Origin of the sequence: Pacificimonas aurantium (genome assembly GCF_020092905.1) — a bacterium.
In the GTDB taxonomy this organism is placed as follows: domain Bacteria; phylum Pseudomonadota; class Alphaproteobacteria; order Sphingomonadales; family Sphingomonadaceae; genus Pacificimonas; species Pacificimonas aurantium.
Map to the genome: position 1 here is coordinate 210,576 of NZ_JAGSGB010000004.1, position 25,758 is coordinate 236,333.

The following is a 25,758-nucleotide window of genomic DNA, read 5'->3' on the forward strand; positions in this document are numbered from 1 at the left end:
TGCCTTTCGTTAAAGCCCTCGTTGATGTAGAATGAGGCAAGCAGAATTTGGGTCGATCGTCATGGTCATGCAGAGAAATCAGCCACGTTCCAAGCCCCCGTCCAACGGGATGCTCGTGGCACTTGCGGGGGTAGTCCTCATCATGGGGGCCGGCTTTCTCTACGCCTATGACACGCTGCGCAGCGAGCGGGTGACCTTCGGCACTCCTGCCTTCGCCGGCGAGTCGACCAGCCTGTCTGCCGACGGTCTGGCGCCGCCTCCCGGACTGGGAGCCAATAACGAGGAATATCAGGATCTGCTGGAACTCGGCATCGATCCGGAAACGACGTCGCTCTCTCCCGAGGCGCGCGCCGCCATCGTCCGCGCGCATCGCGCGGCCCGCACCGAGGGCACGGCAGCGGCGGCGGACGCCAGCCCCTCCAACTGATTTCCACTATCTGATCGCGGCTTTCTGATCGCGCTGCCTTTCTTTGGCGAGCGAATAGTCCCCAGCCTCAGCCGGCGCCGAGCTTCGCCAGCGCCTTTTCGAGCATCAGAGCCTGCCATAGCGTGCGGCTATGGTCGCGTTTGCCGGCCCGGTGAGCGAGGTTCATCTCCTTTAATGCCTCCATGTCGAAATAGCCCGAGCCGGAGAGCGCGGAGGCGTCGCAGAGCCGGTCCACTTCTGCCGATAGCGGGCCTTTCAGCCATTCGCCGATGGGCACCACGAACCCCATCTTCGGCCGGTCGATCAGGCGGTCTGGCAACAGCGGCCTGACGGCCTCCTTCATCAGCCATTTTCCTGCTCCGCCGCGGATCCGGTCGCGCGCGGGCAGCCGGGCCGCCCACTCTACAAGCTCGTGATCGAGCAGCGGATCGCGGGCTTCCAGACTGTTCGCCATACTCATGCGGTCGACCTTCACGAGAATGTCGCCCGGCAGATAGTGGCGTATGTCGGTATATTGCGCCTTGCCGAGCGTCGTCTCGGCAGGGGCATTACGGAACGTCTCCATGTAGAGTTCGCGCGCATCGTAGCCTGCAAGCTCACGCTTCAGCTGCGGCGAGAACAGCGCCGAACGTTCGGCCGACCGGGTCACGGAGACGGCGTGGAAATAGGCTTCGGCCGGGTCCATCCCGAGAGCTTCGAATGTCGACTTGAAGCGCAGCGGGCGAGGCAGCCGGTCGAGCTTTGGCCACGCCCGGCCGAGCGGGCGGAACAACACGGCGCGCACGGCGGAGGGAATGAGGCTCCTGACCGTCTCTTCGCGCTGGAACATCGCGTACCGCCGGTAGCCGGCAAACGCCTCGTCCGCGCCGTCCCCCGACAGGGCGACCTTCACATGCGCGCGGGCGAGTTCGCACACCCGGAATGTGGGAATGGCGGAAGCATCGGCGAAGGGCTCGTCGAACGCATCGGCAAGACGGTCGACGAGACCGTAATCGTCCGCCGTCACGATGCGCTCATGATGCTCGGTGTCGTAGCGCTCGGCGACGAGCCGCGCATATTCGGTTTCGTCGAACGCCTTCGAATCGAAGCCGATGGAGAGGGTCTTGAAGCGCTGCTCCGACGCCGACGCCATCAGCGCGACGACCGCCGAGGAGTCGACGCCGCCTGACAGGAAGGCCGCAACCTCGACATCCGCGACGAGGCGGCTCCGCACCGCATCCTTCAGCCGCTGGCGCAGGTCGCCCGCCCTGCTCGCCTCGCCATCCAGGTCTTCGGAAAAGGCCAGGTCCCAGTAGCGCGTCTGCACCAGTTCGCCGCCCGACCGGTCCAGCAGCGCATAATGCGCCGGCTGGAGCTTCGTCACCGCAGAGAGAAGCGAGCGGGCCTCGGGCACATAGCCATAGGCAAAATAATCCTCGATTGCCCGCGGCTCGATCCCGCGCGGCAGGTCCGGATGTTCGAGGAGGGCTTTCAGTTCCGAAGCGAACAGGAGCCGTCCGTCCGGCAGGTCGGCCATGACCATGGGTTTGACGCCGAACCGGTCGCGGGCAAGCAGCAGCTGGTCGGTCTTCCGGTCCCACAGCGCGAATGCGAACATACCGCGCAGCCGCCGCAGCATGTCGGGGCCCCACGCCCGGTAAGCCTCCAGAAGGACTTCGGTATCGCTGTCGAGGCGGAAGCGGTGCCCCGCCCGCTCCAGCTCCGATTTCAGTTCGCGGTAGTTATAGATTTCACCGTTGAACACGATTTCGAACCGCTCGTCCGCGCTCGCCATCGGCTGCGATGCGCGCTCGACGTCGATGATCGACAGGCGGCGATGACCCAGCGCCGTGCCGGGTTCGTTCAGCGTGCCCCGGCCGTCGGGACCGCGGTGCGACAGCGCGTCGGTCATGCGGTCCAGGACATTCTGGTCGGCAAGACGCTTGCCGCGCCGGTCGAATATGCCGGCCAGGCCGCACATCAGTCGGTGAGGACCGCATCCGACAGGACTTGCCGCGGCGAACCCAGGGCCGCGCGGAAGTCTTCGAGCGCGCGCGCGCCGGTTCCGCGGGATCCGATGCGCTCCACGGAGATAACCACCGTTCCCGCCAGCGTGTCCCCGCCGAGAAGCTTTGCCCGCAGCGTGTCGAGCTTCGCCTGGTAGTCACCGCCGCTGATGCGGTCCCCCACAACAAAGTTCTGCCAGACATCGCGTACATAGGGCCGCTTCTGCAACTGGACCGACCGCGTCGTCGGCGGTCCGTCGATATTGCGGCCCCAGCTCCAGTCCCCGTCGGGCTCCATCAGGCCGTTGCCATACGCGATCATCTCATGATCCTCCGACTGGCGCTCATACGCCGCCAGGAACAGGTCGACCTCGCGCCCCTCGGCGTCGCGATAGGTCTGCATCAGCGTAGCCGTGGCGTTGTCGTAGAGCGGTTGCCAGCCACTGCCCCCGCTGCCATCGACCTTGCTCCAACCGGGGATGTCGGGCGCGCGCAGCCCGGCGATCCGCATGTCGGCCGCGCGGTCGGCGACGATCAGAGCATAAGCGGGCGCCACCAGGGCGGCGACTAGGCCGACGGCAAGGGCAATGACGAACCGGCGCGCGATCGGGGCACGGCGCGGCGGCGCGGGCTCCAGCCGCCGCGGATCGAAGGCGGGGTCGTCGACCGGGCGGTCGAAAAAGAACCACCCCACACCCAGGACGATCGCCATGATGACGGCAAAGAACACCCAGCCATAAACCACATGGTCGACGCCGCGCGCGAAGGACGGGTCGGTCAGGTGCGCGATATAGATCGTCCCCCATGCCCGTATGCCGTTGGCGACGATCGACAGGACGATGGCGCTGACCACGCAGACCACCCGCCTCAGCGTGCTCTTGAAACACAGATGCGCAACGAGAACCGAGAAGGCGATCATCGCGATCAGGAAACGGACGCCCGAACAGGCTTCGGCCACCTCGAAACTGCCGTTCGGAATCTCGATGAAGACCCCGTCGATATAGGCCGGCACCTCGAACAGGTTGAGGAGCAGGATGCACATGTCGGCCGTGATCATCTGCAGCCAGGGGATCAGCTGATCGCCGAACGGGATCATGAAGATCGCGTAGAAGAGCGGGAAGGTCAGGCCGCGCGCCACCACCAGGCCCAGCACCAGGGGCACGCTGACGATCAGCATGCCGATCAGCGCCGTATGGCGAACCAGTGCCACGCCCGCGACGTCGCCGAGCAGCCAGCCGACCCCGCCGATGAAGAGAAGGCCCGCCGCGGGAAGGAAGGGCCGCGGCGTCAGCGACATTACCTCGCCGCGCCTGATCCATACCAGATAGGCGATGATCGGCGGAACGAGCAGCGCATGCTGATAGGTGGAGTTGTTCAGCCAGAGCGACACGAGCGCCGCCGTGTCCTGCCAGAATAGCAGCAGGATCCCGACCGCAAGGGCCGCCCAGGCCGGAAAGGCCAGCCGCCAGGCGGGAGATGCCGGAATGTCGCCGCCTGCGGCTTCGCTGGAAATGGTGGCCATCTTGCGCCGCTCTTAACCGGCCTTGGCGTGCCGGGCCATAATCTCGTCGAGATGCGCCAGTCGTGCGTCCCAGCTATAGTAGGAGCGCATCTTCGCCCGTGCCGCGCGGCCCATTCGAGCGCGCCGTTTCCCGTCTTCGAGCAGGTCCGCGACGGCTCCGGCGAACGCGTCCGCCGTATCGGCAACCAGAAGGTCGTGTCCGGGCTCTGCATTGATGCCGGAATAGGCCTGTGAACTCGCGACAACGGGCTTGCCCATCGCCATCGCTTCGAGGACCTTGTTCTGAACGCCCCGCGCCGTCCTGATGGGCGCGACCGAAATCGCCGCGCGGCGCACATAGGGGCGGATATCCTCGACAAAGCCGGTGACCTCGACGCCTTTCTTCCGCGCCAGCCGCCTTACCGCGGGGACGGGATTCGATCCGACGATGGTCAGGTCGGTGCCGGGAACCCGTCGGCGAACCCGCGGCAGGATATCGCCGACGAGCCACTCCACCGCCTCTATGTTCGGCGGATAGTCCATGGCGCCCGCGAACACGAGCCCGCGACCCGCTTCGGCAGTTGTCTTTGCGTCGGCGCTCGGGGTCCCGCCAGCCGGCGAGAAGAAGTCGAGGTCCACACCGTTTTCCAGCGCATACACCGTGTGCCCGTAGGACCCGGCGATGCCGCGAAACAGCTTTGCCTCTGCCTCACTGACGAAGAGGCTGGCGTCGACCACGCGCGCAGTCTGTTTCTCGAACTGCTTCAGCTGCGCAGCTTCTTGGCTGTACAGGCCGCTGAAGGGCCATGAGGCCGTAGCCGCATATTGCCGGAACTTGTCGGAATCGACGTCCACGAAATCCATGATGATCGTGCGGCCGCTGGTTACGTGCCGGTGGACATAAGGGGCCATCTGCCCCGAAAAGACATAGGCATTCTGGATCGACCGGTCCGACAGGCAGTCATCGACATAGCTCTTCATCTCGGCGCTTCCCCAAAGCGCGACGCTAAGCGGCAGCGATCCCAGCCATGCGCGGGCCAGACGCGCAGGATTGCGGCGCGATCCGACCTTCAGGAAACAGGTCGAAGCGCAAAGCTCTTCCAGCACCGGGACGTAGCGCCAGTCGGCATCGTCGTCGATGAACGCCCCGAGATGGATGTCATATGATTTTGCCAGGTGACGCAGGACGTTCCACGACCTGATCTTGTCACCCTTGTTCGGCGGATAGGGGATCCGGTGCGCGAGAAATAGAAGTTGTGGCTTTCCCAAGATCTAGGCCAGATCTTTGGCAATCAGGGGACCGAGCCGGTTGCTCAGCCACAGCGGCAGCTTCGCCCATGTCTTCGTCATCAGCGCGAATTTCGGATTGTTCGGATTGAGGTCGGGCACTTCGCCGCCCTCGAGCAGCATATACTCATAGACCATCGGCTGCGGTTCGAACCCCCAGTTCTTCTTGTAGGAATAGGGCCCGGTGCCAATCTTCGACCGCCCGAAGTCGAAGCGGCGGCAGCCGCGTTCACGCGCATGTTCCATCAGCATCCAATACATGTGTTCGTTCGCGCGCAGCTGCCGTGCGGCGAAAACTCCCCCACCCCAATAGGGGTATACTGTTCCCTCATGGTAAACGGAAAGGACAGATGCGACGGGCGCTCCCTTGTGGAAGACGGTCAGGATGTCGGCGTCATCTCCGAACCGGTCGAGAATTTCGGCAAACAGCTTCTTAGGAAAGACCGGCGTACCGAGATTGCGCACGCTTTCGCTGTACATCGACCAATGGGCGGCCCGGGCGCGTTCGTCGCTGCCTGTCTCGACGCGAAGACCGGACTTCAGCGATTTGCGCACTTCCGCGCGCTGCTTGCGCGGGATCGCCTTCAGATTCTCGTCGGACTCGGATGCGATATCCTTCACGAAGTCGGCATAGACGTCTTCTTTCCGCGCCAGCCCGGTATGGCGGTCGTCTGCCGCGCGATACTCGACAACCGCGATGTCCTGATCCCGCGCCAGGTCGCGGGCGGCCCCGTCGAGGGCCTCGAGGGCGTCGGCGTCGTCGGCAAGCGGGCCCCCGCCCACGGCGAACCCGTTCGAGACAAGCGACTTGCCGAACAGCCGCGACCTCACTTCCGTCAGCGGCAGGGCTCCTACCGGGATCCCCGCTTTAAGCGCTGTCAGGTGATGCTGCCGGTGCCCCGTCGCCGCCGAAATGGCGTCGCCCCACGCGCGGCGGTGAAAGGGCGTCGCCGCAGCGCTGCGTTCGATATAGGCATCATAGGGTGCCGGATCGGTGACCACTTCGATCATCTCGTACCTTCCCCTTTCAGGCTGCCGCGCGCTTTTGGTCATCCAGAAAGACGCGGTCCACCCGGTCCCAGGAGAATCTCCGCAGCGCGCGCCGCAGCTTGTCCGCCATAACGTTCAGCTTGGTATAGTGCCGCACGCGCGATTTCAGCGGCGCCCCTTCGATGCGCGGCTGCGTGGGGTCGATCTCCCAGGGATGGAAGTAGAACATCGCAGCCTGGCCGTCGGCGGTGTTGATGCGCTGGATAGCCCAGGCGGAAAAGCGGTAGGGCAGCAGGCGGAAGAAGCCGCCGCCGCCACAGGCGAACCTCATCTTGCCATATTCGACCGTGCTCACCGGTATTTCGAGCATCGGCGAACCCTCGACGGGCAGATAGGGAAAGCGCGGCGCCTCCGGCCAGCCATAATGGTCCGAGCGGATCGGCGCGACCGAGGAGGAATAGTCATACCCCTCCTCGGCAAGCACCTTCTGGGCCCAGGCATTGTCGACCCCGATCGAAAAACTTGGGGCGCGGTAACCGCGCACTTTCATACCCCCTGCGTCTTCCAGCAGGCCGCGCGAGCGCCGCAGATCCTCGCGAAACTCCTGTTCGGAAAAGCCGTGGACGCGGTCATGGCCATAGCCGTGGCTGGCCAGTTCATGCCCACGCTCCACAATCTCGCGAACCAGGCCCGGAAAGCGTTCCGCGACCCACCCCAGAGTGAAGAAAGTGGCCTTCACCCCTTCCTCTTCGAACAGGTCCATGCAGAAGCGGGTGTTTCGTTCGACCCGCGCGGGGAAGGAATCCCAGGAGGCGCGGCTGATGACCGTTTCAAAGGCGCCGACCTGGAAATAGTCCTCGACGTCGACCGACATGGCGTTGACGGTGCGTGCTGTCACTGGCTCGTCTCCGGATCGTCGGTTGCGTGGCTTGCGGAATGGGCTGGTTCGGCGGCAGCGCCGTCTTCTTCGGCCAGCATATCGCTGACCAGCGTTATCAATTGCTTGATGGCCCGTTCGTGCCGATCCATCCGCGTTTCCAGCGACTGGAGGCGCGGTTCTAGGTTCGCAGGCATCATTCCGCTTCCGGGCTCGGTGCTCGCCGATGTGGAAGGCAGCGCGTTGTCGCCCCGAAGGTCTTCAACGACGTCCCCGATCAAGTCCTCGTCAATGTCGTCGCGCTCGTCGAGAGCCGCGAACAGCAGGGCCCGTCCCGCCAGCATGTTCACCATGCGCGGCACCCCGCCAGCAGCGTCGTTCAGCGCTTCGATCGCGCTCGCGGAAAAGGCTGGCCGCCCGGTCCAGCCGACGCGGGTCAGTCGTTCGCGAACATAGGTCGCGACATCGTCAGCCGGCATCGGCGAAATATGGTGCGATGCGATCACCCGCTGGCGGAGCTGCTCCAGTTCCGGCGAAGAGGCGATCATCGTGCGAAATTCGGGCTGGCCGAGCAGGACGATCTGGACCAGCGGCTGGCTGCCGTCCTGAAAGTTCGACAGCATGCGCAGTTCTTCCAGCGCCTCGAACGTCAGATTCTGCGCTTCGTCGACGATGACGACGACGCGCTTTGCGCGCTCCCGCTTCGCGCGCAGGAAGGTCTCGATCGCGCGCAGATGATCGGCTTTTTCCTGGCCGCGTTCCTCGATCCCCAGAGAGGCCATGACGAGCTTCAGGAGAGATGTGCTGTCGACCTGAGACGACACCAGCGAGCCCACGACCGTATCGGCTGCGAGCTTTTCGGCGATCAGCCTGGCGACCAGCGTCGTCTTCCCCGTCCCGACGTCGCCCGTCACGACGATGAAGCCCTCGCCCTGCGACAGGCCGTAGGTCAGATAGGCCATGGCGCGGGCATGCGTTTCGGTTTCCACGAACAGCCCCGGATCGGGCGTCAGCTGGAACGGCTTGGCAGAGAGGTTGAAATAGCTGTCGTACATGGGCTTCAGAACCTGTAGCCGACGCCGACACCGAGCGCAGCCAGCGAGTTCTTGCCGGACGTGGAGCTGCGGCCGCCCGTCGACGCCGACAGGCTCGCCAGCAGGTAGAGATCCTCCGAGATGCCGCGCCGGTAGTTCAGGTTCGAAGTATAGCGTACGATCTGTTCCCCGTCGAAATCTTCCGTCACCGCGACGCGCATCGCCGCCGAAATGCTCTGATCGTCGAGCATCCGCTGCGATACCGCCAGATTGCCACCGAAGCTGTAGGTCGCTCCGCGATTGAGCGCAGGGACTTGAACAGGGTCCGCGCCCTCGATCTCCTCCGGGTCGAGATAGTCGCGCTGTTCGTAGAAGGCCGAAGCCGACAGGCTCGACCGGTTGCGCTGCCAGCGCGCAGACAGCGACCCGCGCGTCTGGCGAAAGCTACCGCTCAGGATCGGCAGCGCTTCGGCGAACACGCACTGCTCACCCTGCTCGGAAAACCCGCCGGGACATTCGAAACCGATCTCGTCCAGATCCTCCGCTTCCCCGTCGCCGTCCAGATCGACCGTCGTCGTGTCGCCCAGGACGAAGCCGCGGTTTCGCTGCCCCCGCTCGCCCGCCGTGCGCAGCGAGCGGTCGACCGTGGCGGACAGCGAGGTGTAGTTGCCCGCGCGGTACCCCAGCCGTCCCGACAGATAGGCTCCGCCGTCCTGATAGCCGGCGGTCATATTGGCCGCGAAGCGGGGCGAGGGCGTGTAGGATACGTTCGCCAGTCCGAAAGCCCCGCGCCGTTCGAAGCCCGTGACCCGAACGCCGGGATCGGTCACCACGTCGCCGTCGTCGTCCAGCACCGGAAAGCCCGTGAGCGGATCGAGGATGATTGCCGCCTGCGTATTCTCCACGGTCTCGTAGCCGACATTCACCCCGCCGCGCAGCGACCGGTCGACATAGAGGTTCGCCAGTGCCCCGACCCGTGCGGTCTCGAAGCGCTGGTCGAACCGTTCCTGCCTCGTTTCTCGCCAGCTCGACTGCAGCCCCAGCGTCAGGCGGCTGCTGCCGGGCTGCCACCCGATCGACGTCTGGGTCCCGTGTGTGAAGCTTTCGCGCAGCCCGGTGGCGTTGGTGCCGGCCAATCCGGCCTGCCCCCCGCGGCCGGTCGTGAAGGTATAGCCGGCGTTGTAGCTCGCATACATGCTGAGCGAGCGGCCGAAATTCTTCGATAAGCGCGGCTGGGCATAGAAGGAATAGATCTGAAGCGTGTTCTCGGCGTCGAGATTCTGCACCCCGCCCGCCAGGCTGCCGGTGGTTTCCCGCCCCTGCTGCGCCGTCGCTGCCAGGTCTAGAATGACTTCCCCCGGCACGAACTGCGCCGATGCGTTCGCCTGCCCCAGAACATATTCGCTTTGCGCCAGTTCGCCGAGGATCGCCTGGCGATAGCCGGCGGAGCCCGCGATGCTCGCATCCAGCCGGTTATAGTTGGCGGTCAGCTGCCCGCTCACTCCCATATCGGCCCAGGATCTCAGATCGTCGGAGAACTGGTCGGTGCTGACCACCCCGCGAAGCTGTGCGCTGAGTGAATTTTCGATGCGGGCGCCCGCGCCCGTCTGCAGGGTAAGGGCGACGCCCCACAAGCCGGCTCTGAACAGCCGGGCTTTAGGTACCATAGCCGTAATAGGTGCCGAACCGGCGCCCGATCCCGGCATAGCGCGCCTTGTTGAGGAGCATGGTGACGTTGTCGCATACCGACATCATCTGCAGCCCGTCGCGTACGATCGCCTCGCGGGTGTTTTCCGCCTCAACCACGAACAGAACCTGGCCGACATGGAGGGCCAGGACCGACGCGGCGGAGGAGGCCAGACAGGGCGGCGAGTCGAAGATGATGATGCGGTCGGGATAGCGATCGGCAATTTCGTCGACGATCCGCCCCATGCGTTCTGAGGCAAGCAATTCCGTGGTGAGGTTATGCTGCCGCCCGGCGGGCAGGACGGAGAAATTCTCGATGTTCGTCCGGATCAGGCAGTCGCTGAGGTCGAGTTCGGGGTCGGCGACGACATCGATCAGCCCCTTGCCGCCTTCCAGCCCCAGCGTGGACAGGATTTCCGGCTTCGCGAAGTCCGCGTCGACGAGCAGGACGGTCAGGTCGCGTTCGGACGCAATCGACAGCGCCAGGTTCGTCGCACAGAAGGTCTTGCCCTCGTTCGGCTGGCTGGAACAGACGAGGATCAGGTTGCCGTTTTCGATGCGGTTCTCGCCGCTCGCCATCGCGTTCAGCAGCAGCTGCCGCTTGACGATGCGGAATTCCTCCGCGGTGGCCGTCGCCGGGCTGTCCGGCACGACATAGCCGAGGTCGCGCAGCGCCGCGAGGTCGATGGTACCGGTCCGGCTGCGCTTGCGGCCGCCCGCGTCCTCGGCATCGCCCGAAGCCGCAAGAGCCGGTCCGGACGTCACGAAGGCGGGTTCGTCCGAGGCGACCCGCGATCCCGGCTTCGGCTGCGTCTTCGCGGGCTCGCCCTGCATCTGGGCCGCAGCACGCTCGAGCAGGGACCGCCGCCGTTCTTTCTTTTCGTCGGACATGTCCTCTTCCTAGACCATCTCGTACAGAACAAGGGCACCCCAGATCGCCACCAGACCGAAGGTCATGACGAGAAGGATGGCAAGCCTGATCCGGTTCATCTGCCGATCCTCGTCGGTCACGATCTCGCTGACCGCGCCCAGCACCGGGGTGTCGTAACGGGCCTCCAGCTGCCCGGCCGTGATGAAGCCGCCGCGCAGCTGGCTCATCAGGAAGCTGATGCCAAGGCCCGCACCGAAGGCTGCGATCAGCACGACCGACAGGTAGAGCGGCCGGTTCGGCGCCGAGGGCTCGCGCGGCTGCGACGGGGGATCGACCACGCTGAACCGGACCTGCTGTGTCTGCGTCTGCACATCGCTTTGCAGGCGGATCTCCTCACGGCTGCGCAGCAGCGCGTCATACTGGCTTCTCAGGACGCCGTAGTCGCGGTTCAGCTTCGCCTGCTCCGCGGCAATACCCGGCTGTTCCTGCTGCCGGCGTTCCATATCGGCGATGTCCTGCTGCAGCCGGTCGCGCCGTGCCCGCAGCGCCGCCACCTGGCTTTGCGCGTCGAACACGCGCGAGCGCAGGTTCACATATACGGGATTCGACGTGGGCGCGCGCACGCCGACGCCGTCGGCCCGCATTTCCGCTTCCTCGGCCTCGGCCTGCTCCCGCAGCCGTTCCAGCTGCCGCTTTGCCAGGATGACGTCGGGATGGCTGTCGAGCTTTCCGGCGGCGTAGAGGTCGCTCAGCGTTTGCTCCATCTGGTTCACGCGCTGCCGCGCGGGCGACTGGATCGGGTCCATCGATCCCTGGTCGAGCGCTTGCGGGACGCTGCCAAGCTGGCTTTGCAGCGCATAGAGGCTCCGGGTCGCCTGCTCCAGCTGCAGCTGCACGTCGTTCAGCTGGTTGCGCGCGGCGCGAACATTGTCGTTGATGTTCCCCTCGCCGGCGAGCCGTCCGAGATAGCGTTCCTCGAACTCGGCGCGGCGCTGCTCGGCTGCCTCCAGTTCGCGTTCGCGCTGCGCCAGCTGATCCTCGAAGAAGCGCACCGCCTCATTGATGTCGTCGCGGTTGGAGGTGACGTTCTCCTCCATGAATATCTGCAGCAGATTGTCGACGATGTCGCGCGCCAGGTCGGCATTTTCCTGATCGGTGAGCTCAGGGTTCGACGATTCATAGGAAATGGTGAACAGGTTGCCCGACTGGCTAGAGACCGAGATACCGTCCGAAATCGTCGAGATCGCCGCGTCGATCTGAGCGTCGTTTTCCAGTTCGGCGTCCAGCTCGGTCCGGCGCAGGACCTTTTCCAGGTTGAGGCGGCTGGTCAGCGTCTGGCGCACAACTTCCAGCTCGCGGCCCGAATCGCGCAGGCCCATCTCGCTCTGCAGCAGCGACCCTGTCTCGACCAAAATGCGCGCGCTCGAGCGAAAGCTGTTCGGAATGGTCGCGACGAATGCCCAGCCCATCAGGCAGACGAGCCACGCGACGAGCACAGCCCACCAGCGCTTTCGCCAGACCCCGTACAGGGTCGTCATGATCTGTTCTTGTATGGTCGTCATGACAGGTCTTTAGCAGCGGCCCTTCGAAAGCAGCGGGCTTAGAGGAAACTTTCCGGGATGATGATGACATCGCCCGGCTCGATCGCGACATTCGCCGAAATGTCACCATCCTGAAGCAGGCTTTCGATGCGCAGCGCATATTCCTGCTGCGCCCCCGTGTCCGGGTCGGTACGCACCAGACGGGCGCTGTCACCCGCAGCGATCGGCGAAAGGCCCCCGACCGCCACCATCACATCGAGCAGCGTCATCTTGTTGCGATAGGGAATGGCGGCGGGCTGGGTCGCTTCGCCGACGATCCGTACCTGGCGCGACAGCGGGCCGTTGAAGCCCGATACGATGACCTGGACGATGGGGTCGGCAATATAGACTGCCAGCTCTTCCTCGATGATGTCGGCCAGCTGCGCCGGGGTTTTCCCGGTCACTTCCAGGTCGTCGATCAGCGGAATGGTGATGCGGCCGTCGGGCCTCACGACCACGTTGGTCGACAACTCCGGGTTACGCCACACGAAAACCTGCAACCCGTCCAGCGGGCCGATCCGGTATTCCTCTTCCAGCGCCACCTCGTCGGCGAAGGCCTGCCGCGCGGGCGGCAATTCGGGTAGTCCCGACGTGCTGGAGCAAGCCGAAACGGCGACAGCTAGTGCAGCGACAAGGAGCCCGTTCCTACGGCCTGCCTTCGCGGCGGCCGCCCATGCCTCTCGCATCGACCCTGAACTCCCCTCAATCAAACGCATCCGAAACGACCCCGTTGTGACACGCCAACGACTTTCCCCCGAAAAAGTCTCATTAACGCATCAAGCCGTTGCCCGGCATAGCGTAAAGTTTCACTTAACTTAACCGGAATTACACGAAGATTTCGCGGGCCGGCGGATGGCCGAGAAAGGCTTCGGGACTTGCCGTGCGTCCATAGGCGCCCGCCATGAAGACCGCGATCAGGTCGCCGGGTTCGGCGCGGGGCAGCTCCACCTTCTCACCCAGTTTGTCGAGCGGGGTACAAAGCCGGCCGACGACGTTCACCGTCTCTTCCGCCGGGGCCGCAAAGGCAGACGCCTTGGCGAGCGGATAGTTGCGGCGGATCACGGTGCCGAAATTCCCGCTGGCGGCAAGCTGGTGGTGCAGCCCGCCGTCGGTAATGAGGAAGACCTGTCCGTCGGAGCTTTTCCGGTCGATCACCCGGGTCAGGTAGACCCCGCATTCGCCGGCGATGTAGCGGCCCAGCTCGACGGTAAATCTGGTCCCGGCCAGCTCCTTGCCGCGCCCTTCCAGCAGTCTTCCCAGGTCCGCCCCCACACGGTCCAGATCTAGCGGGGTCTCGCCGGGGAAATATGGCAGGCCGAAGCCGCCGCCGATATTCGCTTCTGGCGCATCGACGCCGGTCTCGCGTACCAGCTCGGCGATCAGCGATATGCCGGCGGCCTGCGCTTCGGTGATCGCCTCCGCGCGCAAGTTCTGGGAGCCTGCGAAGACGTGATATCCGCGAAAATCCGCCCCGGCCGCCACCAGACGCCGGGCCATGGCCGGCACGCGTTCGGCATCGACACCGAAGGGCTTGGCGCCCCCGCCCATCTTCATTCCCGACCCTTTCAGGTCGAAGGGGGGATTGATCCGCACCGCGGCGCGCACCTGTCTGCCGCGTTCGGCGGCGATGCCGAGCGCGCGCTCCATCTCGCCCTCGCTCTCAAGGTTCAGCGTGACGCCCGCGGCGATGGCCGCGTCCAGTTCGTCGTCGCCTTTTCCGGGGCCCGCGAAGCTGATGTCGCCCGGGTCCGTACCGGTCTCCAGCGCCATGGCAAGTTCGCCGCCGGAGGCGACATCGAGCCCATCGACACGCGCCGCAATGTGCGAAAGGAGCGGCGCGAAGGGGTTGGCCTTGATCGCATAGTGCAGCTGAACCTCTGCCGGCAGCGCGGCGCGCAGCCGCGCGATCTTCGTCTCCACGACCGACCGGTCGTAGGCGAAGAGCGGCGTGCCGCCCGCCTCTTCGACCAGGTCGGCCGCCGGCCGTCCGCCGATCAGAAGGCTGCCGGCAGCGTCCGCCTCGAACAGGCCCGCAAGGCGCGGATCGTCAATCACTCGGCAATTCCCCCTTCAGTGCGACCCGGTCGATTTTCCCGTTGGGTGATCGCGGCAGCTCGGTGCGCCAGGCAATTGTTTGTGGCACCATATAACCCGGCGCCCGTGCCTGCATCGCACGCCGCAGCTCGCGCTCGTCCCCGCCCGCCGATCCGTCCGTGCCTGCCGCGACGGCGAACAGGTGGATCACCTGACCCTGCCGGTCGTCGCGAACGCCGAAGGCCGCGGCTTCGCGCACCAACCCCGTGGCATAGGCCAGCTCCTCGATTTCGGTCGGGCTGACGCGGTTGCCGCTCACCTTGATCTGGTCGTCCGCGCGCGTTTCGAAATAGAGCAGCCCGTCCTTGCCGCGACGGACGCGGTCGCCCGACCAGACCGCATTGCCGCCATAGCGCGAGAAGGCCGGCGCCGGCCGGAACTTCGCGCGGGTCTTCTCGTCGTCCTGCCAATAGCCCTGCGCCACAAGCGGACCGCAATGCACCAGCTCGCCCGGCTCATCGGGGGCCGCCTCGCTGCCATCGGGCCTCAGCACGAACAATTCGGCATTGGGGATGGCCTTGCCGATCGAGTTCGGCTTCTCCAGCGCCAGCGCGGGATCGAGATAGGCCGAGCGAAAGGCTTCGGTCAGCCCGTACATCAGGAAGATGCGCGCCGCCGGGAAGATTTCCGCAAAGCGCCGCGTCAGCCGCTCGGGCATATGCCCACCCGTATTGGTCAGCGTCTTCAGCCCCCGGCGCGCCGCCTCCGGCCAGTCGACATCCGCAAGCTGCATCCACAGCGGCGGGACGCCGGGAAGCTGCGTGATGGCGTACCGGTCCACCGCCTTCACGACGTCCTTCGGCAGCAGATAGTCGAGAAGGACGGCGCAGGCGCCCTGGCGAAAGGCCGTGGCGACCTGGTTGAACCCATAGTCGAACGACAGCGGCAGCGGCACCAGCGTCCTGTCCTGCGCGCTCGTGCCGAGATATTCGGCGACGCTCGCGGCTCCCAGCGTCACATTCTCGTGACTGACCATCACCCCCTTCGGCTTTCCGGTACTTCCCGACGTGTAAAGGATCAGCGCCAGGTCGCCGGTGGACCTCTGCGCGACCTCGAACGGCTGCCCGAGAAAGGTCTCGAACTCCTCGCCCAGCAGCAACTGCGGGGTCCGGGTACCGAGCGTGCCGAGCCGGACGGGATCGCCGACGATCAGGGAGGCGCCCGAATCCGCAAGGATATGTTCCGCCTGCGGGGCCTTCAGCACCGGGTTTATGGGCACCGCGATCATACCGGCCCGCATGGTTCCCAGAACGGACACCACCGTATCGAGCCGCTTCGGTGCCCAGACGGCGATCCGCGCGCCAGCTTCCAGTCCCCGGGCGGCCAGCCCGCCGGCAAAGGCCGCGACCCGGCGCTCCAGCTCGCCGTAGCTCAGTTCCTCGTCGCCGGCGATCAGGGCCGTGGCCGCGCCCGGATGCGGCCTGTGAAGCGTGTCGACGAACTGGCTCATAGCTTGGCGACCTCGATAGTCGCACGGCGCGACAGAGTGAACCTGTCGGCGCTCTTCGTCGCGATCTGGACGGGGCCCAGGCCTGCCGCCACAACGCTGCCGAGGATTTCCGCGCCCAGCCTCAGATGCGGCGCGAGCGAGGTCCGGTTATAGTCGGCGATACGGCTTGCCGACCCGCGCAGTCCCTGCCCTGCCAGCCACAGCCCTGCCCCGGCCCACAGCGTGGCAAAGGCGCGTGTCATGCGGTGGCGCGGATCGATCCACAGCCCGGTATCCCATGCATGACCCGGCGGCGGCACCCAGCGCACGCGCACCTCGTCCTCATCGAACGGCGCGGCGGTCAGCCAGACGACGCCCAGCAGGCTGTCGCCGCGTTCGGCGGCGATCGGAACGAGCCCCTGCGCTTTGCGATAGGAAATCACCTCCGGCGCGGCATCGATCCGGCCGGCCAGCCGCTCCGGGGTCACCGGCCCCGCGCTGTAGCCGCGCGGCATGGCGGGCAGGCGCGCCGCCGCCTGCGACAGGATCAGATAGCGATGATAGTGCACACCGGGGATCAGGGCCGCCGCACGTCCCACGCGATAGGACAATCGGCCCTTCCAGCCGAGCTCTCCGCCGTCCACGCCCGGCCCCTTCCGCTTCCCGACATTGATAAGCCGCGTCCCCACAGTATAAGCGGCGGCTTGTCAAAGGCCGCGCAACCCGCGGCAGAACAGCAGTTGCGAACGAAACCATCCGGACATGATGTCAGCCGCACCCTCACCGCAGACCCCCGATGTCGAACCTGTCGTGAGGACGTGTCTCGTCGATGTCCTGTCACTCGAGCCTGAACGTGTCGCCGCCATGGACCGGTCGACGCCGCTGTTCGGCGCCCTGCCCGAGCTCGACAGCATGGCTGTGGCCGGACTGCTGACCGAGCTGGAAGACCGGCTCGACATCCTGATCGACGATGACGAGGTGGACGGCGACATCTTCGCCGACCTCGGCTCGCTGATCGACTTCGCGGCAGACAAGGCGGCGGCCTAGGGCGCGCGAATGTCCGCGCCCCGGCTCAGCCTCGAATCCGCCGGGCCCCATCGTCTACCCAGCCTGCGCCAGGGGCCCGGTGACATCCCGGCCCTCATCGTCGTTCAGCCCCTCTATGAGGAGCAGAACCGCTGCCGCCGCTTCCTCGTGCAACTCGGCGCCGCCCTCGCCGCGCACGGCATCCCGACCACCGTCCCCGACCTGCCGCGCAGCGGCGACAGCCCCGATATCGGCCCGTTCGACCTGCGCGTTGCGAAAGACGCCCTTCGCCGGCTTGCAGACGCCGAAGCAACGCCTGGCATCCTGGCCATGCGCGGCGGTGCGCTCCTGGCAGCGCCGCTTGCCCGCGGCCAGATATCCATCGCACCGGTCTGGGCGGGCGACAGGCTGCTGCGCGATCTCGTGCGCAGCCACGCGGTGGCAGAAAAGGAACGGACGGGCGCGGCGTTCGGCATGGCCGAGGCGCAGCGCACCTGGCGCGAGGGAGGCGATCTCTGGCTCAGCGGCCACCCGGTCAGCGCGGCGGCAGCCGAAACCCTGTCCGCAAGCGTTTCTCCCTGCGGCGAAGTCCTCGAGGCTCCCGAGCTTGGCCTGCCTCCGCTCTGGCGTCAGGCTGAACCGGTAGAGGCAGGCGAGGCTGCCGCCCGCGCCGCCGAGCGCGTTGCCCGCTGGCTCGCCGAGGCCCGCGGCTCATGACCCCAGTTCAGATCGACGTCGGGGCGAAGGCAGGCGCCCGCAGATGCTTCGGCTGGCTGCACCCGGGCGGCGGCGAAACCGGCCTCGTCATCGTGCCCGGCGGGCGGCAGACCCGCGTCGGCCCTCACCGCCTTTTCGTGCGGCTCGCCGTCGACCTGGCGGCAGAAGGCGTCAGCGTTCTGCGCTTCGACCGCCGCGGCCTCGGTGACGGCGAGGGCGAGGATGCGGGCTTCGAACAGGCCGGCGCGGACATTCGCGCCGCCGTTGCCGCCCTCCGCACCCGGGAACCGCAGCTTCGCACGGTGGCAGCGCTTGGCCTGTGCGACGGCGCATCCGCCCTGCTCCTCTCCGATAGCGGCGCCGACCGGCTGATCCTCCTCAATCCCTGGGTGGTCGAAGAGGGCCAGGAGTTGTCGACCGGCGCAAGCCGTGCGCACTATCTCCGCCGCCTCAGACAGGTGGATAGCTGGAAGCGGCTGGCGACCGGCAGGCTCAACCCCTTTCCGGCCATGGGCAACCTGTTTCGTCGGCCGTCGAGGGTCGCATCTCGGGCTCTTAGCGAGGATGCGCCGCTGGCCGCCAGAGTGTTTCACGGGCTTGCCCGGGCTCCGGCGGGCAGCGTCACCATCCTCTCGGACCGCGACCGCGCCGCCGACGAGTTCCGCGCGGCGGCGCCCCGGGCCTATCCACTGACGACGCTCGCGGGAGACCACGCCTTCTCGCGGCCCGAAGACTATGCCGAGCTGCTCGCAGAGGTTCGGAGTAACGTGGCGGGTTAGTTCCCGGGAGCAGTACGAACAGGGGCGCTTCGTCAGGCAGGCGAGTCGGCCTGCCGGGTGCACGTTTCGGTCTGGTCGGCCGTTACCGGTCTGCCATGCTATCATGGCCCTAACGCGTAAATACTACCCGCAATACGGATCTTGTAGAAATCTTGCGTAGGCATCGCAATATAACTCTTTAGACATCCATGGTGGATTTTTCTTTTCTCTAATGTTCTGAATATGGTCTATTATAAACATATTACGTTCCGTGTAATCGTTATATTCCACTCTGCCTCTAATATCTGCCTTGAAAAACACGGTGCTGTCCTTAATATTCCCTAAAGGAGGCTCAATAACGCTTTTATCAGAAAGATCCAACGTACTTGGGCACGAGAGGGGATATATCTGAAAATTAACGTGTTGCGTAATAAGTTCTACGATATAAACTTCGCCATAATAAGCCCCAGGCTCTAAATCTTCACCATCCCAACAGGATGGTAGCAACTTTGTTTTCGACTCCGGCTCGCATCCAAGCAGAAAAAATAATAGAAGACATCTAAAGGTATTCATAGAATCACCAAGGCCTTGTTAATCTGGCCGCGTCGGAGCAGTGAGAGGCTAATTTTGAGCTGGCCGCTATGCACGAATCTAGTGCCTTTTTTTCAATTCCTGTACGTCCGCCTATAGACGCATTACGCAAATCTCCATTTCCGATGGCACGCTCATACTCGCGCTGGACAAAATATGCGCTGCGCTCTTCTCGGACTCGCCATTGAATGCTATCAAGCCTCTCGGCGCCAAGTACTCGGGCCCAGTGTGAATGGAGAGCCTCGTGTGCGGGGGTTGAGGCGGTTGCCTGAGTAAGGTTGCCGCGGAACCCACCCTCGCTTGCGCGACCAATTGCTTCCGGGTCGAGTTCGATGTTCCCGCCGTCGGCTGTGGTTCTTCCGACACCGACCGGTAAATCACCGAAGGTGATGGTTACCCCGTTGCCGTCGCCTCGCGTACCGAGGGCATTGACTGCATTCCTTAGGGAGCGGGTAGCGCTCAAGCTTCGCGTTGACGACCATTCCCGACGCAAGGCGTCTCTCAGTGACTTTTCAGCACCTTCTACTTGGTCGCAAAGTTCCTCAGAGCCTTCGCACTCATACATCCCCGTAGGATCTATCCCGTTCAGGGGATCGTTCCCGACATAGGCATAAAGGTTCATGCCGTCATCGTAGCCGATCGGATCGGTCTGCAGGAACCGGCCGAGGTCCGGATCGTACATGCGCGCCTTGTAATGATAGAGGTCGAGACCCGGCAGCCACATCTGCCCAGTATACTGAAAGCGGCCGAGATTGTCCTCTCCCGGCCGGCCATAGGGATCGTAGCGGTTGACCGCGAGGAGATCGCCCTCGCCGTCGGTCACGGCAATGACCGAGCCGCGCTCGTCCGCCTGCAGGAACCGGCGGTCCGCGGTGCCACCGCCCTCGTACCAGACCAGCGGATCGTCGACGCCGGCGCGTTTCTTCGGGGGACGCGGCGGCACGTAACGGCGCGGTCCGCAAGCCAGATCATCGGGAGGTGGTCGCTGGTAGCGGAGGAGGGATTCGAACCCCCGACACATGGATTATGATTCCACTGCTCTAACCGACTGAGCTACTCCGCCATGCACGCGATCGCGCGGGGGGCCGGGGCTCCAGCGAGGGCGGCGATATAGGCGGGGCGCCGGGATCGGTCAATAAGCCTTGAGGCCCTCTCGGTCGCTCCTCTGCCCGCCATTCCCATTTCGTCCCGGTTTTGCCCGCCTCACCCGCGCGTCGCCCCTGTGCCACGCCCCTGTGCCTCACCCCGCCACCCGCATCTGCGCTGCGATCGTCGCGCCCGACCGCACGACGCCCCCCAACCCGCCTGACGCCCCCAACCCGCCCGCGCCGGCGGATCAGGTCGCGCGCAGTGCCTCGATCGGGTTCATGCGCGCCGCGCGCCGCGCCGGGGCGTAGCCGGCCACGATGCCGATGGTCGCGGAGAATAGCAGCGCGCCGATCGCGGCGAGCGGGGGGATCGCGACCGCCCAGCCGCTGGCCGCGGAAATCAGGTAGGTCGCCGCGGCGCTGAGGATTAGGCCGAGCAGCCCGCCGATGGCGCACAGCACCGCCGCCTCAACCAGGAACTGGTTGCGAATGTCCGAGGGCGCCGCGCCGGTCGCCATGCGAATGCCGATTTCGCGCGTCCGCTCGCTGACGACGACCAGCATGATGTTGGTGATGCCGATGCCGCCGACGAGCAGGCTGATGGAGGCGATCGAGATCAGCACCGCCTGAAAGGCGCCGATGATGGTCGCGCTTTGGCGCGAGAATTCCTCTGTGTCGAAAACGGTGAAGGGGCGGATGTCGCCCTCGCGCACATGATACCGCTCCGACAGCAATCGGCGGACTTCTTCCGCGCCTTCGCTCACCGACATGCCGGGGGCGAACTGCACCAGCATCATGTCGACCGCATCGGGATCGCCCGCTTCCACCTCGCGAAAGCGCTGCCGGACGGTTGCCATGGGCATCAGGATGAAGTCGTCCTGGTCGCCGGTCAGCGCGCCGCCGCGTTCCTCGGCTACGCCGATCACCTCGACCGGAATGCGGTTCAGCCGGATCCGCTTGCCCAGCGGGTTCTCGCCGCCGAACAGCTCGTCGGCGACGCTGGCGCCCAGCACCGCGACGGTACGGCCGGCGCGCAGTTCCTCCTCGGCGAAGCTGCGTCCCTCGGCGATCCGGGTCGCGACGATTTCGAGATAGGCGGCGTCCACGCCCTGCAGGGTGGTAGGCGCATAGTCGCCTTCGAAGCCCGCCTGCACCGGCATCTGCAGTTGCGGCGCGACGGCAGTGACACCGTAAAGGTCGCGTTCCAGCGCCGCGCCGTCGCGTTCGGTCAGGCGGCCGCGCGTCGAGACCATGCCCCGCCGCTCGCTGTCGGCAACCGGCCAGATGATGACCATATTCTCGCCCATCGCGTCGATGGTGCGGGTAATTTCGGCTTCGGCGGCCCGCCCCAGCGCGGCGATCATCACGACCGAGGCCACGCCGATGACGATGCCGATGGTTGTGAGGACGGAGCGCAGCATGTTGGCGCCAAGCCCGTTGAGGGCGATCTCTATGTTCGCGCGCAGCATCATGGTTCGGCGCGGTCCGCCTGCGCAGCGGCGCCGCGCTCATCGCTCTGGATGCGGCCGTCGAGCATGGCGATGCGCCGCGCCGCCCGCGCCGCGAGGGCAGGCTCATGCGTCACCACCACCAGCGTTACCCCCTCCTCGCGGTTCAGGCTCTCGAGCAGCGCGATGATCTCTCCGGAGGTTTTCGTGTCGAGCGCACCCGTCGGCTCGTCGGCAAGGATCAGGCGCGGCGCGCCCACGAGAGCGCGGGCGATCGCGACGCGTTGCTGCTGTCCGCCGGACAGTTCGTTGGGGCGATGCGTCGTCCGGTCGCCCAGGCCGACGCGTTGTAGCAGGTCGTCCGCGCGCCGCTCGCGCTCGCTGCGGCCGACGCCATGATAGACCAGCGGCATGGCGACATTGTCGCGCGCCGAGGAGCGCGGCAGCAGGTTGAACTGCTGGAAGACGAAGCCGATGGTTTCGCGCCGTAGCCGCGCCAGCTCTTCCTCGCTCATGCCGGCGACGTCGCGGCCATCGATCTCGACCGAACCCGCGCTCGGCCGGTCTAGACAGCCGATCAGGTTCATCATGGTCGTCTTGCCGGACCCCGACGGCCCGGCAATCGAAACATAGTCGCCCGCCGCAATATCGAGGTCGACGGGCAGGAGCGCCTGTACCCGCGCGCGCCCCTCACCATATGTGCGCGCCGCGCCGCGCAGGCGGATGAAGGCATCTTCCGGTCCGCGGCCTTCGCTACCGCTGGTGCCCTCCCCCTCCGCGCCGCCGGGGTCAGTCATCCCGGCTCAGCTGGCGCACGATCACAGGCTCGCCGGGTTGGATGTCGCCCCCCTCGACTTCGACGAAGGCATCGCCCCACAGGCCAAGCTCGACGACAAGGGGCTCGGGCGGAACGCCCGATGACGATGGCGGCAGCCAGACCGTCCCCTCCTCCGCCTCCTCCAGCGTCGGCCGTACAGGCGCCGATCCCCCGCCCTGCTGAAGACGCCGGGCCTCTTCGCGCGACACGACTTTTACGCTCACGCCCGGTCCCGTCTCGTCGCGCGGCTGATAGCGCAGGGCGGCGAGCGGCAGGCGCAGCACATTCTCTTTGCGCCCGGTGACGATATCGACTGTCGCCGTCATGCCCGGCAGCAGCCGCTCGCCCTCGTTCTGCACATCGATGATGACGGCATAGGCCACGGCGCCGCCGTCGCGCACGGCCTGCTTGCGAACCTGGGAAACGGTGCCCGCAAACTCCTCGCGCGGATAGGCATCGACGCGGAACTTGGCCGTCTGTCCCGCCGTCACCTGTCCGATGTCGGCTTCGTCCACGCGCGCTTCGATCTTCATGCGTTCGAGATTGGCCGCCAGGCGGAACAGCACCGGCGTCTGGAATGTCGAGGCGATGGTCTGCCCCGGCTCGATCAGCCGGTCCACGACGACCCCGTCGATCGGCGCGACGATGCGGCTCCGGGCGACATCGTTGCGCGCATCGGCGAGTGCGGCTTCCGCGCGCTCCACGTCCGCGTTAGAGACGGCGAGCGAGGAGCGCGCGACGCTCAACTCGGCGCGAAGCTGCGCCACCCGTGCCTCGGCCTGGTCCAGCTGCTGCGTGGTGGCAAAGCCCCGATCCGCCAGCTCTGCCGTGCGGTCCAGCGTCCGTTCCTCGATTTCCAGCTGCTGTGCGGCGCGGCGTATCTGCGCCCGGCTTTGCGCAACGCTCGCATTGGCCGTTGCTCGCTGCGCGCCGGCCTGTCGCAGCAGTGCCTCGACGCGCACGGGGTCCAGCTCGGCCAGGACCTGCCCCCGCTCGACGCTGTCGTTGAAATCGACATAGACGTCGCGCACCAGTCCGGACACTTCCGCGCCGATCTCCACCGATGTCAGCGCGTGTAGCACGCCGGTCGCGGCGATCGTCTTCTCGACCTCTCCGCGGCTGGCCATGTCGGTTTCGTAGCGGGCCGCGTCGCCGCTCAGCAGGACACAGCTCCCCGCAGCCAGCAACAGGAGCAGCAGGACCGCAACGATCCAGTGCCGCCGCAGCCATCTCACCGCCCCGAAAATCCGCCCCGTCATGAATTGCAGACTGACGAAGTTTTCCAATCCGCGCCAGTCATGGCGCGCGTACCAGCTTCGGCTATTCTGCGGCCTCCATCTCTCCGGTCTCCATCCGCTCGAGCGTGGCAGTCCCGATCTGCATGCCCCCACCCGGCAGCATGGCGGCTTGCATGAAAGCCTCTCCCTCATAGCCCTGCGGCGTTTCACGGCCGAAATCGAACAGCAGCGCGGCCTGGTCGTTCGAACGCGCCTCGATCAGGATACGTCCGTCCTCCGACGTGCAGGTGACGTCGTTCAGCACCTCGCCATCTTCCTCCTCGGCGACGCAGCCGCTCACGGCCGCATCGCGCACGGACAGGTCGACGGTCCAGACAAGGTCTCCGCTGGCCGGTCCCATTTTCGTGGGATCGACAGATACCGACACAGACATGCCGCCACTGTCCTCATCCCCCGGTGCGGTCGGCGTGAACGTGAAAATATAACTCCCGCCGGCGTCGCCGACGTCAATGGACCCGGGTCCCCGCTCGGCGGCATCCCCGGAACTGCAGGCGGATACAAACATCCCGGCGACGGCAAGCAACGCACCAGAACTTATCTTTAGGAAACGCATCGATTACTGCCCCCTTGTACGAGGAGCCGGGCAGCGGCCGCCGCCCGGCTCACCCGCGATCATCTTCAGTTGATGACGACGCAGACGCAGACGCCGCCGACGCAGGCGCAAATCGCCACCCCGGCTTTGGCCGGCAGGGCTGCAAGCGCAGCCACGGTCAAACTAAGCGCAGCACCGGAAACGGCTGTTTTCATCTTGGTCATGTCCCAATTCTCCTCAGCTTAAAGAGGCCCTCCCCCATGAGAGCCAAGCTCACGCTATTTTGGAAATATTGAGTCTACAACATAATATTAATATTGTTTCGCCGATAATTACTGTTTTACTACAGATACATAACTAATACAATTCGCGTCATATTGATGAGAAAGACGTACATATCATGTACTATATCGAATTTGCTTTATCGTACACATAAGTCACTGGATCAGTACCTGGCGATATTGTTTCTGGGCCGCCACAGTCGGGGCTTCCGCGCCGATTAAGGGCAGGAATATGTTTGATTGCAGGCCCCGCTACATAACCTCGCGCCGGGCTTTGAATTTCGGGGGCCGCGCAGCCAGCGCGCGGTGTGATCACGGCCGGGTCATCGACGCATCCGATATGCATCGCGGCATTGCCCTCGTCGATGGAACAGTTGAGACCGGCATCCAGAGCGGCGAAGAGGCCGCGATAATGAACCATGGAGTCTTCAGCGCATGAGCATTCCCGCCGTCCTTCAGGGACGACTCTCGATCCCCGTGATCGCGTCGCCGCTTTTCATCATTTCCAACCCCGATCTTGTCATCGCTCAGTGCAAGGCGGGGGTGGTCGGCAGCTTTCCGTCACTGAATGCCCGCCCGCTTGAACAGTTCGAGGAGTGGTTGCAGCGCCTGTCCACCGAACTGACCGAGGAGGACGCGCCCTATGCCGTCAATCTGATCGTCCACAAGACGAACGGGCGGCTGCAGGAGGACCTGGACCTCTGCGTGAAGTACAAGGTCCCGCTCGTCATCACCTCGCTCGGCGCGCGCGAGGACGTCAATGAAGCGATCCATTCCTATGGCGGCATCGTCATGCACGATGTCATCAATAACCGCTTCGCCAGGAAGGCCGTCGAAAAGGGCGCCGACGGCCTGATCGCCGTTGCGGCAGGCGCGGGCGGCCATGCCGGCACTCTGTCGCCCTTCGCGCTGATCCATGAAATCCGTGAATGGTTCGACGGGCCGCTGGCCCTGTCCGGCTCGATGGCCACGGGCGACGCGGTTCTCGCCGCGCGGGCGATGGGCGCCGACTTCGGCTATATCGGCTCCGCCTTCATCGCCACCGAAGAGGCGCGCGCCGACGAGGCCTATAAGCAGATGATCGTCGACTCCTCGGCGGACGACATCGTCTATTCTAGTCTCTTCACGGGCGTGCACGGAAACTACCTTGCGCCGTCGGTCCGAAAGGCTGGGCTCGATCCCGAAAACCTGCCTGAATCCGATCCGTCGAAGATGGATTTCGGCTCGGGCGGAAATCAGGACAAGAAGGCGTGGAAGGACATTTGGGGATGCGGTCAGGGCATCGGCGCGGTGGATGAGATCCTGCCTGCCGGGCAGCTGGTCGAGCGCCTGGTTCGCGAGTACCGCGCAGCGCAGGATCGCATCGCGACCTGAGGAACCGGGCCGAACGGGGCGGCGTTGCCACGGAAGCTCTTACCGTTTTCTGGCGAGAAAGGCCGCC

Annotated in this window: 24 protein-coding genes and 1 tRNA gene; 5 read left to right on the forward strand and 20 right to left on the reverse strand. The window is 65.3% G+C overall.

What is annotated here, in order from left to right; translation table 11 throughout:
• Positions 1–115 precede the first annotated feature (115 nt).
• Positions 116–427 carry a hypothetical protein gene (locus KCN53_RS15360; RefSeq protein ID WP_143712255.1) on the forward strand — a complete coding sequence of 104 codons (312 nt, stop codon included), beginning with the start codon at positions 116–118 and terminating at the stop codon, positions 425–427.
• A 67-nt stretch (positions 428–494) separates the two neighbouring features.
• Here the strand turns inward: KCN53_RS15360 and KCN53_RS15365 are convergent, their stop codons facing one another.
• From KCN53_RS15365 to KCN53_RS15425, 13 genes are all read right to left on the reverse strand, one after another.
• Entirely contained in the window at positions 495–2,387 is a 1,893-nt protein-coding gene (locus KCN53_RS15365) for an XrtA/PEP-CTERM system amidotransferase (RefSeq protein WP_088713212.1), read from the reverse strand.
• On the reverse strand, positions 2,387–3,934 hold the full coding sequence (gene xrtA, locus KCN53_RS15370; protein ID WP_088713213.1) for an exosortase A: 1,548 nt from the start codon (positions 3,932–3,934) through the stop codon (positions 2,387–2,389). Before xrtA ends, KCN53_RS15365 begins: the two co-directional genes overlap by 1 nt.
• Before the next feature lie 12 nt (positions 3,935–3,946).
• Positions 3,947–5,182 carry a TIGR03087 family PEP-CTERM/XrtA system glycosyltransferase gene (locus KCN53_RS15375; RefSeq protein WP_088713214.1) on the reverse strand — a complete coding sequence of 412 codons (1,236 nt, stop codon included), beginning with the start codon at positions 5,180–5,182 and terminating at the stop codon, positions 3,947–3,949.
• Positions 5,183–5,185: 3 nt separating this feature from the next.
• Positions 5,186–6,211, reverse strand: coding sequence for a FemAB family XrtA/PEP-CTERM system-associated protein (locus KCN53_RS15380; RefSeq protein ID WP_088713215.1), 1,026 nt, complete (start codon positions 6,209–6,211; stop codon positions 5,186–5,188).
• A 16-nt stretch (positions 6,212–6,227) separates the two neighbouring features.
• Positions 6,228–7,064: an XrtA system polysaccharide deacetylase gene (locus KCN53_RS15385; RefSeq protein WP_088713216.1), complete on the reverse strand. Its 837-nt coding sequence runs from the start codon at positions 7,062–7,064 to the stop codon at positions 6,228–6,230.
• 20 nt (positions 7,065–7,084) lie between these two features.
• Positions 7,085–8,122, reverse strand: a complete 1,038-nt coding sequence (locus KCN53_RS15390; RefSeq protein ID WP_088713217.1) for an ExeA family protein — start codon at positions 8,120–8,122, stop codon at positions 7,085–7,087.
• Positions 8,123–8,127: 5 nt separating this feature from the next.
• Positions 8,128–9,768 (reverse strand): porin family protein, encoded by a 1,641-nt coding sequence (locus tag KCN53_RS15395; protein WP_143712256.1) that lies wholly within the window; start codon positions 9,766–9,768, stop codon positions 8,128–8,130.
• Positions 9,758–10,678 carry an XrtA-associated tyrosine autokinase gene (locus tag KCN53_RS15400; RefSeq protein ID WP_088713219.1) on the reverse strand — a complete coding sequence of 307 codons (921 nt, stop codon included), beginning with the start codon at positions 10,676–10,678 and terminating at the stop codon, positions 9,758–9,760. The genes KCN53_RS15395 and KCN53_RS15400 overlap by 11 nt, the downstream gene beginning before the upstream one ends.
• Positions 10,679–10,687: 9 nt before the next feature.
• Positions 10,688–12,220: an XrtA system polysaccharide chain length determinant gene (locus KCN53_RS15405; RefSeq protein ID WP_088713220.1), complete on the reverse strand. Its 1,533-nt coding sequence runs from the start codon at positions 12,218–12,220 to the stop codon at positions 10,688–10,690.
• A 38-nt stretch (positions 12,221–12,258) separates the two neighbouring features.
• Complete coding sequence (locus KCN53_RS15410; protein WP_088713221.1) at positions 12,259–12,924, reverse strand: XrtA/PEP-CTERM system exopolysaccharide export protein; 666 nt, start codon at positions 12,922–12,924, stop codon at positions 12,259–12,261.
• Positions 12,925–13,063: 139 nt separating this feature from the next.
• Positions 13,064–14,290 carry a pyridoxal-dependent decarboxylase, exosortase A system-associated gene (locus KCN53_RS15415; RefSeq protein ID WP_172406314.1) on the reverse strand — a complete coding sequence of 409 codons (1,227 nt, stop codon included), beginning with the start codon at positions 14,288–14,290 and terminating at the stop codon, positions 13,064–13,066.
• Positions 14,286–15,782, reverse strand: a complete 1,497-nt coding sequence (locus KCN53_RS15420; RefSeq protein ID WP_088713222.1) for an acyl-CoA ligase (AMP-forming), exosortase A system-associated — start codon at positions 15,780–15,782, stop codon at positions 14,286–14,288. Before KCN53_RS15420 ends, KCN53_RS15415 begins: the two co-directional genes overlap by 5 nt.
• Entirely contained in the window at positions 15,779–16,405 is a 627-nt protein-coding gene (locus KCN53_RS15425) for a hypothetical protein (RefSeq protein WP_143712257.1), read from the reverse strand. Before KCN53_RS15425 ends, KCN53_RS15420 begins: the two co-directional genes overlap by 4 nt.
• Positions 16,406–16,523: 118 nt before the next feature.
• Here KCN53_RS15425 and KCN53_RS15430 point away from each other — a divergent pair, with 118 nt between their 5' ends.
• From KCN53_RS15430 to KCN53_RS15440, 3 genes are read left to right on the forward strand one after another with little or no spacing between them, the layout of a single operon-like run.
• A complete protein-coding gene (locus KCN53_RS15430) occupies positions 16,524–16,808 on the forward strand; it encodes a phosphopantetheine-binding protein (RefSeq protein ID WP_088713224.1) in 285 nt (94 codons plus the stop codon).
• Positions 16,809–16,817: 9 nt separating this feature from the next.
• A complete protein-coding gene (locus KCN53_RS15435) occupies positions 16,818–17,504 on the forward strand; it encodes an alpha/beta hydrolase family protein (RefSeq protein WP_088713225.1) in 687 nt (228 codons plus the stop codon).
• Positions 17,501–18,283: a hydrolase 1, exosortase A system-associated gene (locus tag KCN53_RS15440; protein WP_088713226.1), complete on the forward strand. Its 783-nt coding sequence runs from the start codon at positions 17,501–17,503 to the stop codon at positions 18,281–18,283. Before KCN53_RS15435 ends, KCN53_RS15440 begins: the two co-directional genes overlap by 4 nt.
• Positions 18,284–18,839: 556 nt before the next feature.
• Here the strand turns inward: KCN53_RS15440 and KCN53_RS15445 are convergent.
• The 7 genes from KCN53_RS15445 to KCN53_RS15475 form a co-directional block, all read right to left on the reverse strand.
• Entirely contained in the window at positions 18,840–19,796 is a 957-nt protein-coding gene (locus KCN53_RS15445) for an RHS repeat-associated core domain-containing protein (RefSeq protein ID WP_224199786.1), read from the reverse strand.
• Positions 19,797–19,839: 43 nt separating this feature from the next.
• Positions 19,840–19,916: transfer RNA gene (locus tag KCN53_RS15450), tRNA-Met, on the reverse strand.
• Positions 19,917–20,189: 273 nt separating this feature from the next.
• On the reverse strand, positions 20,190–21,413 hold the full coding sequence (locus KCN53_RS15455; RefSeq protein ID WP_088713228.1) for an ABC transporter permease: 1,224 nt from the start codon (positions 21,411–21,413) through the stop codon (positions 20,190–20,192).
• Positions 21,410–22,186, reverse strand: a complete 777-nt coding sequence (locus tag KCN53_RS15460) for an ABC transporter ATP-binding protein (protein WP_088713229.1) — start codon at positions 22,184–22,186, stop codon at positions 21,410–21,412. The genes KCN53_RS15455 and KCN53_RS15460 overlap by 4 nt, the downstream gene beginning before the upstream one ends.
• Positions 22,179–23,465 (reverse strand): efflux RND transporter periplasmic adaptor subunit, encoded by a 1,287-nt coding sequence (locus KCN53_RS15465; protein ID WP_172406289.1) that lies wholly within the window; start codon positions 23,463–23,465, stop codon positions 22,179–22,181. The genes KCN53_RS15460 and KCN53_RS15465 overlap by 8 nt, the downstream gene beginning before the upstream one ends.
• 61 nt (positions 23,466–23,526) lie before the next feature.
• Positions 23,527–23,877 carry a hypothetical protein gene (locus tag KCN53_RS15470; protein WP_172406290.1) on the reverse strand — a complete coding sequence of 117 codons (351 nt, stop codon included), beginning with the start codon at positions 23,875–23,877 and terminating at the stop codon, positions 23,527–23,529.
• 245 nt (positions 23,878–24,122) lie between these two features.
• On the reverse strand, positions 24,123–24,260 hold the full coding sequence (locus KCN53_RS15475; protein ID WP_172406291.1) for a hypothetical protein: 138 nt from the start codon (positions 24,258–24,260) through the stop codon (positions 24,123–24,125).
• A gap of 492 nt (positions 24,261–24,752) precedes the next feature.
• On the opposite strand from KCN53_RS15475, the gene KCN53_RS15480 reads away from it, so the two are divergent.
• Complete coding sequence (locus KCN53_RS15480; protein WP_088713232.1) at positions 24,753–25,691, forward strand: NAD(P)H-dependent flavin oxidoreductase; 939 nt, start codon at positions 24,753–24,755, stop codon at positions 25,689–25,691.
• Positions 25,692–25,758: the final 67 nt, after the last annotated feature.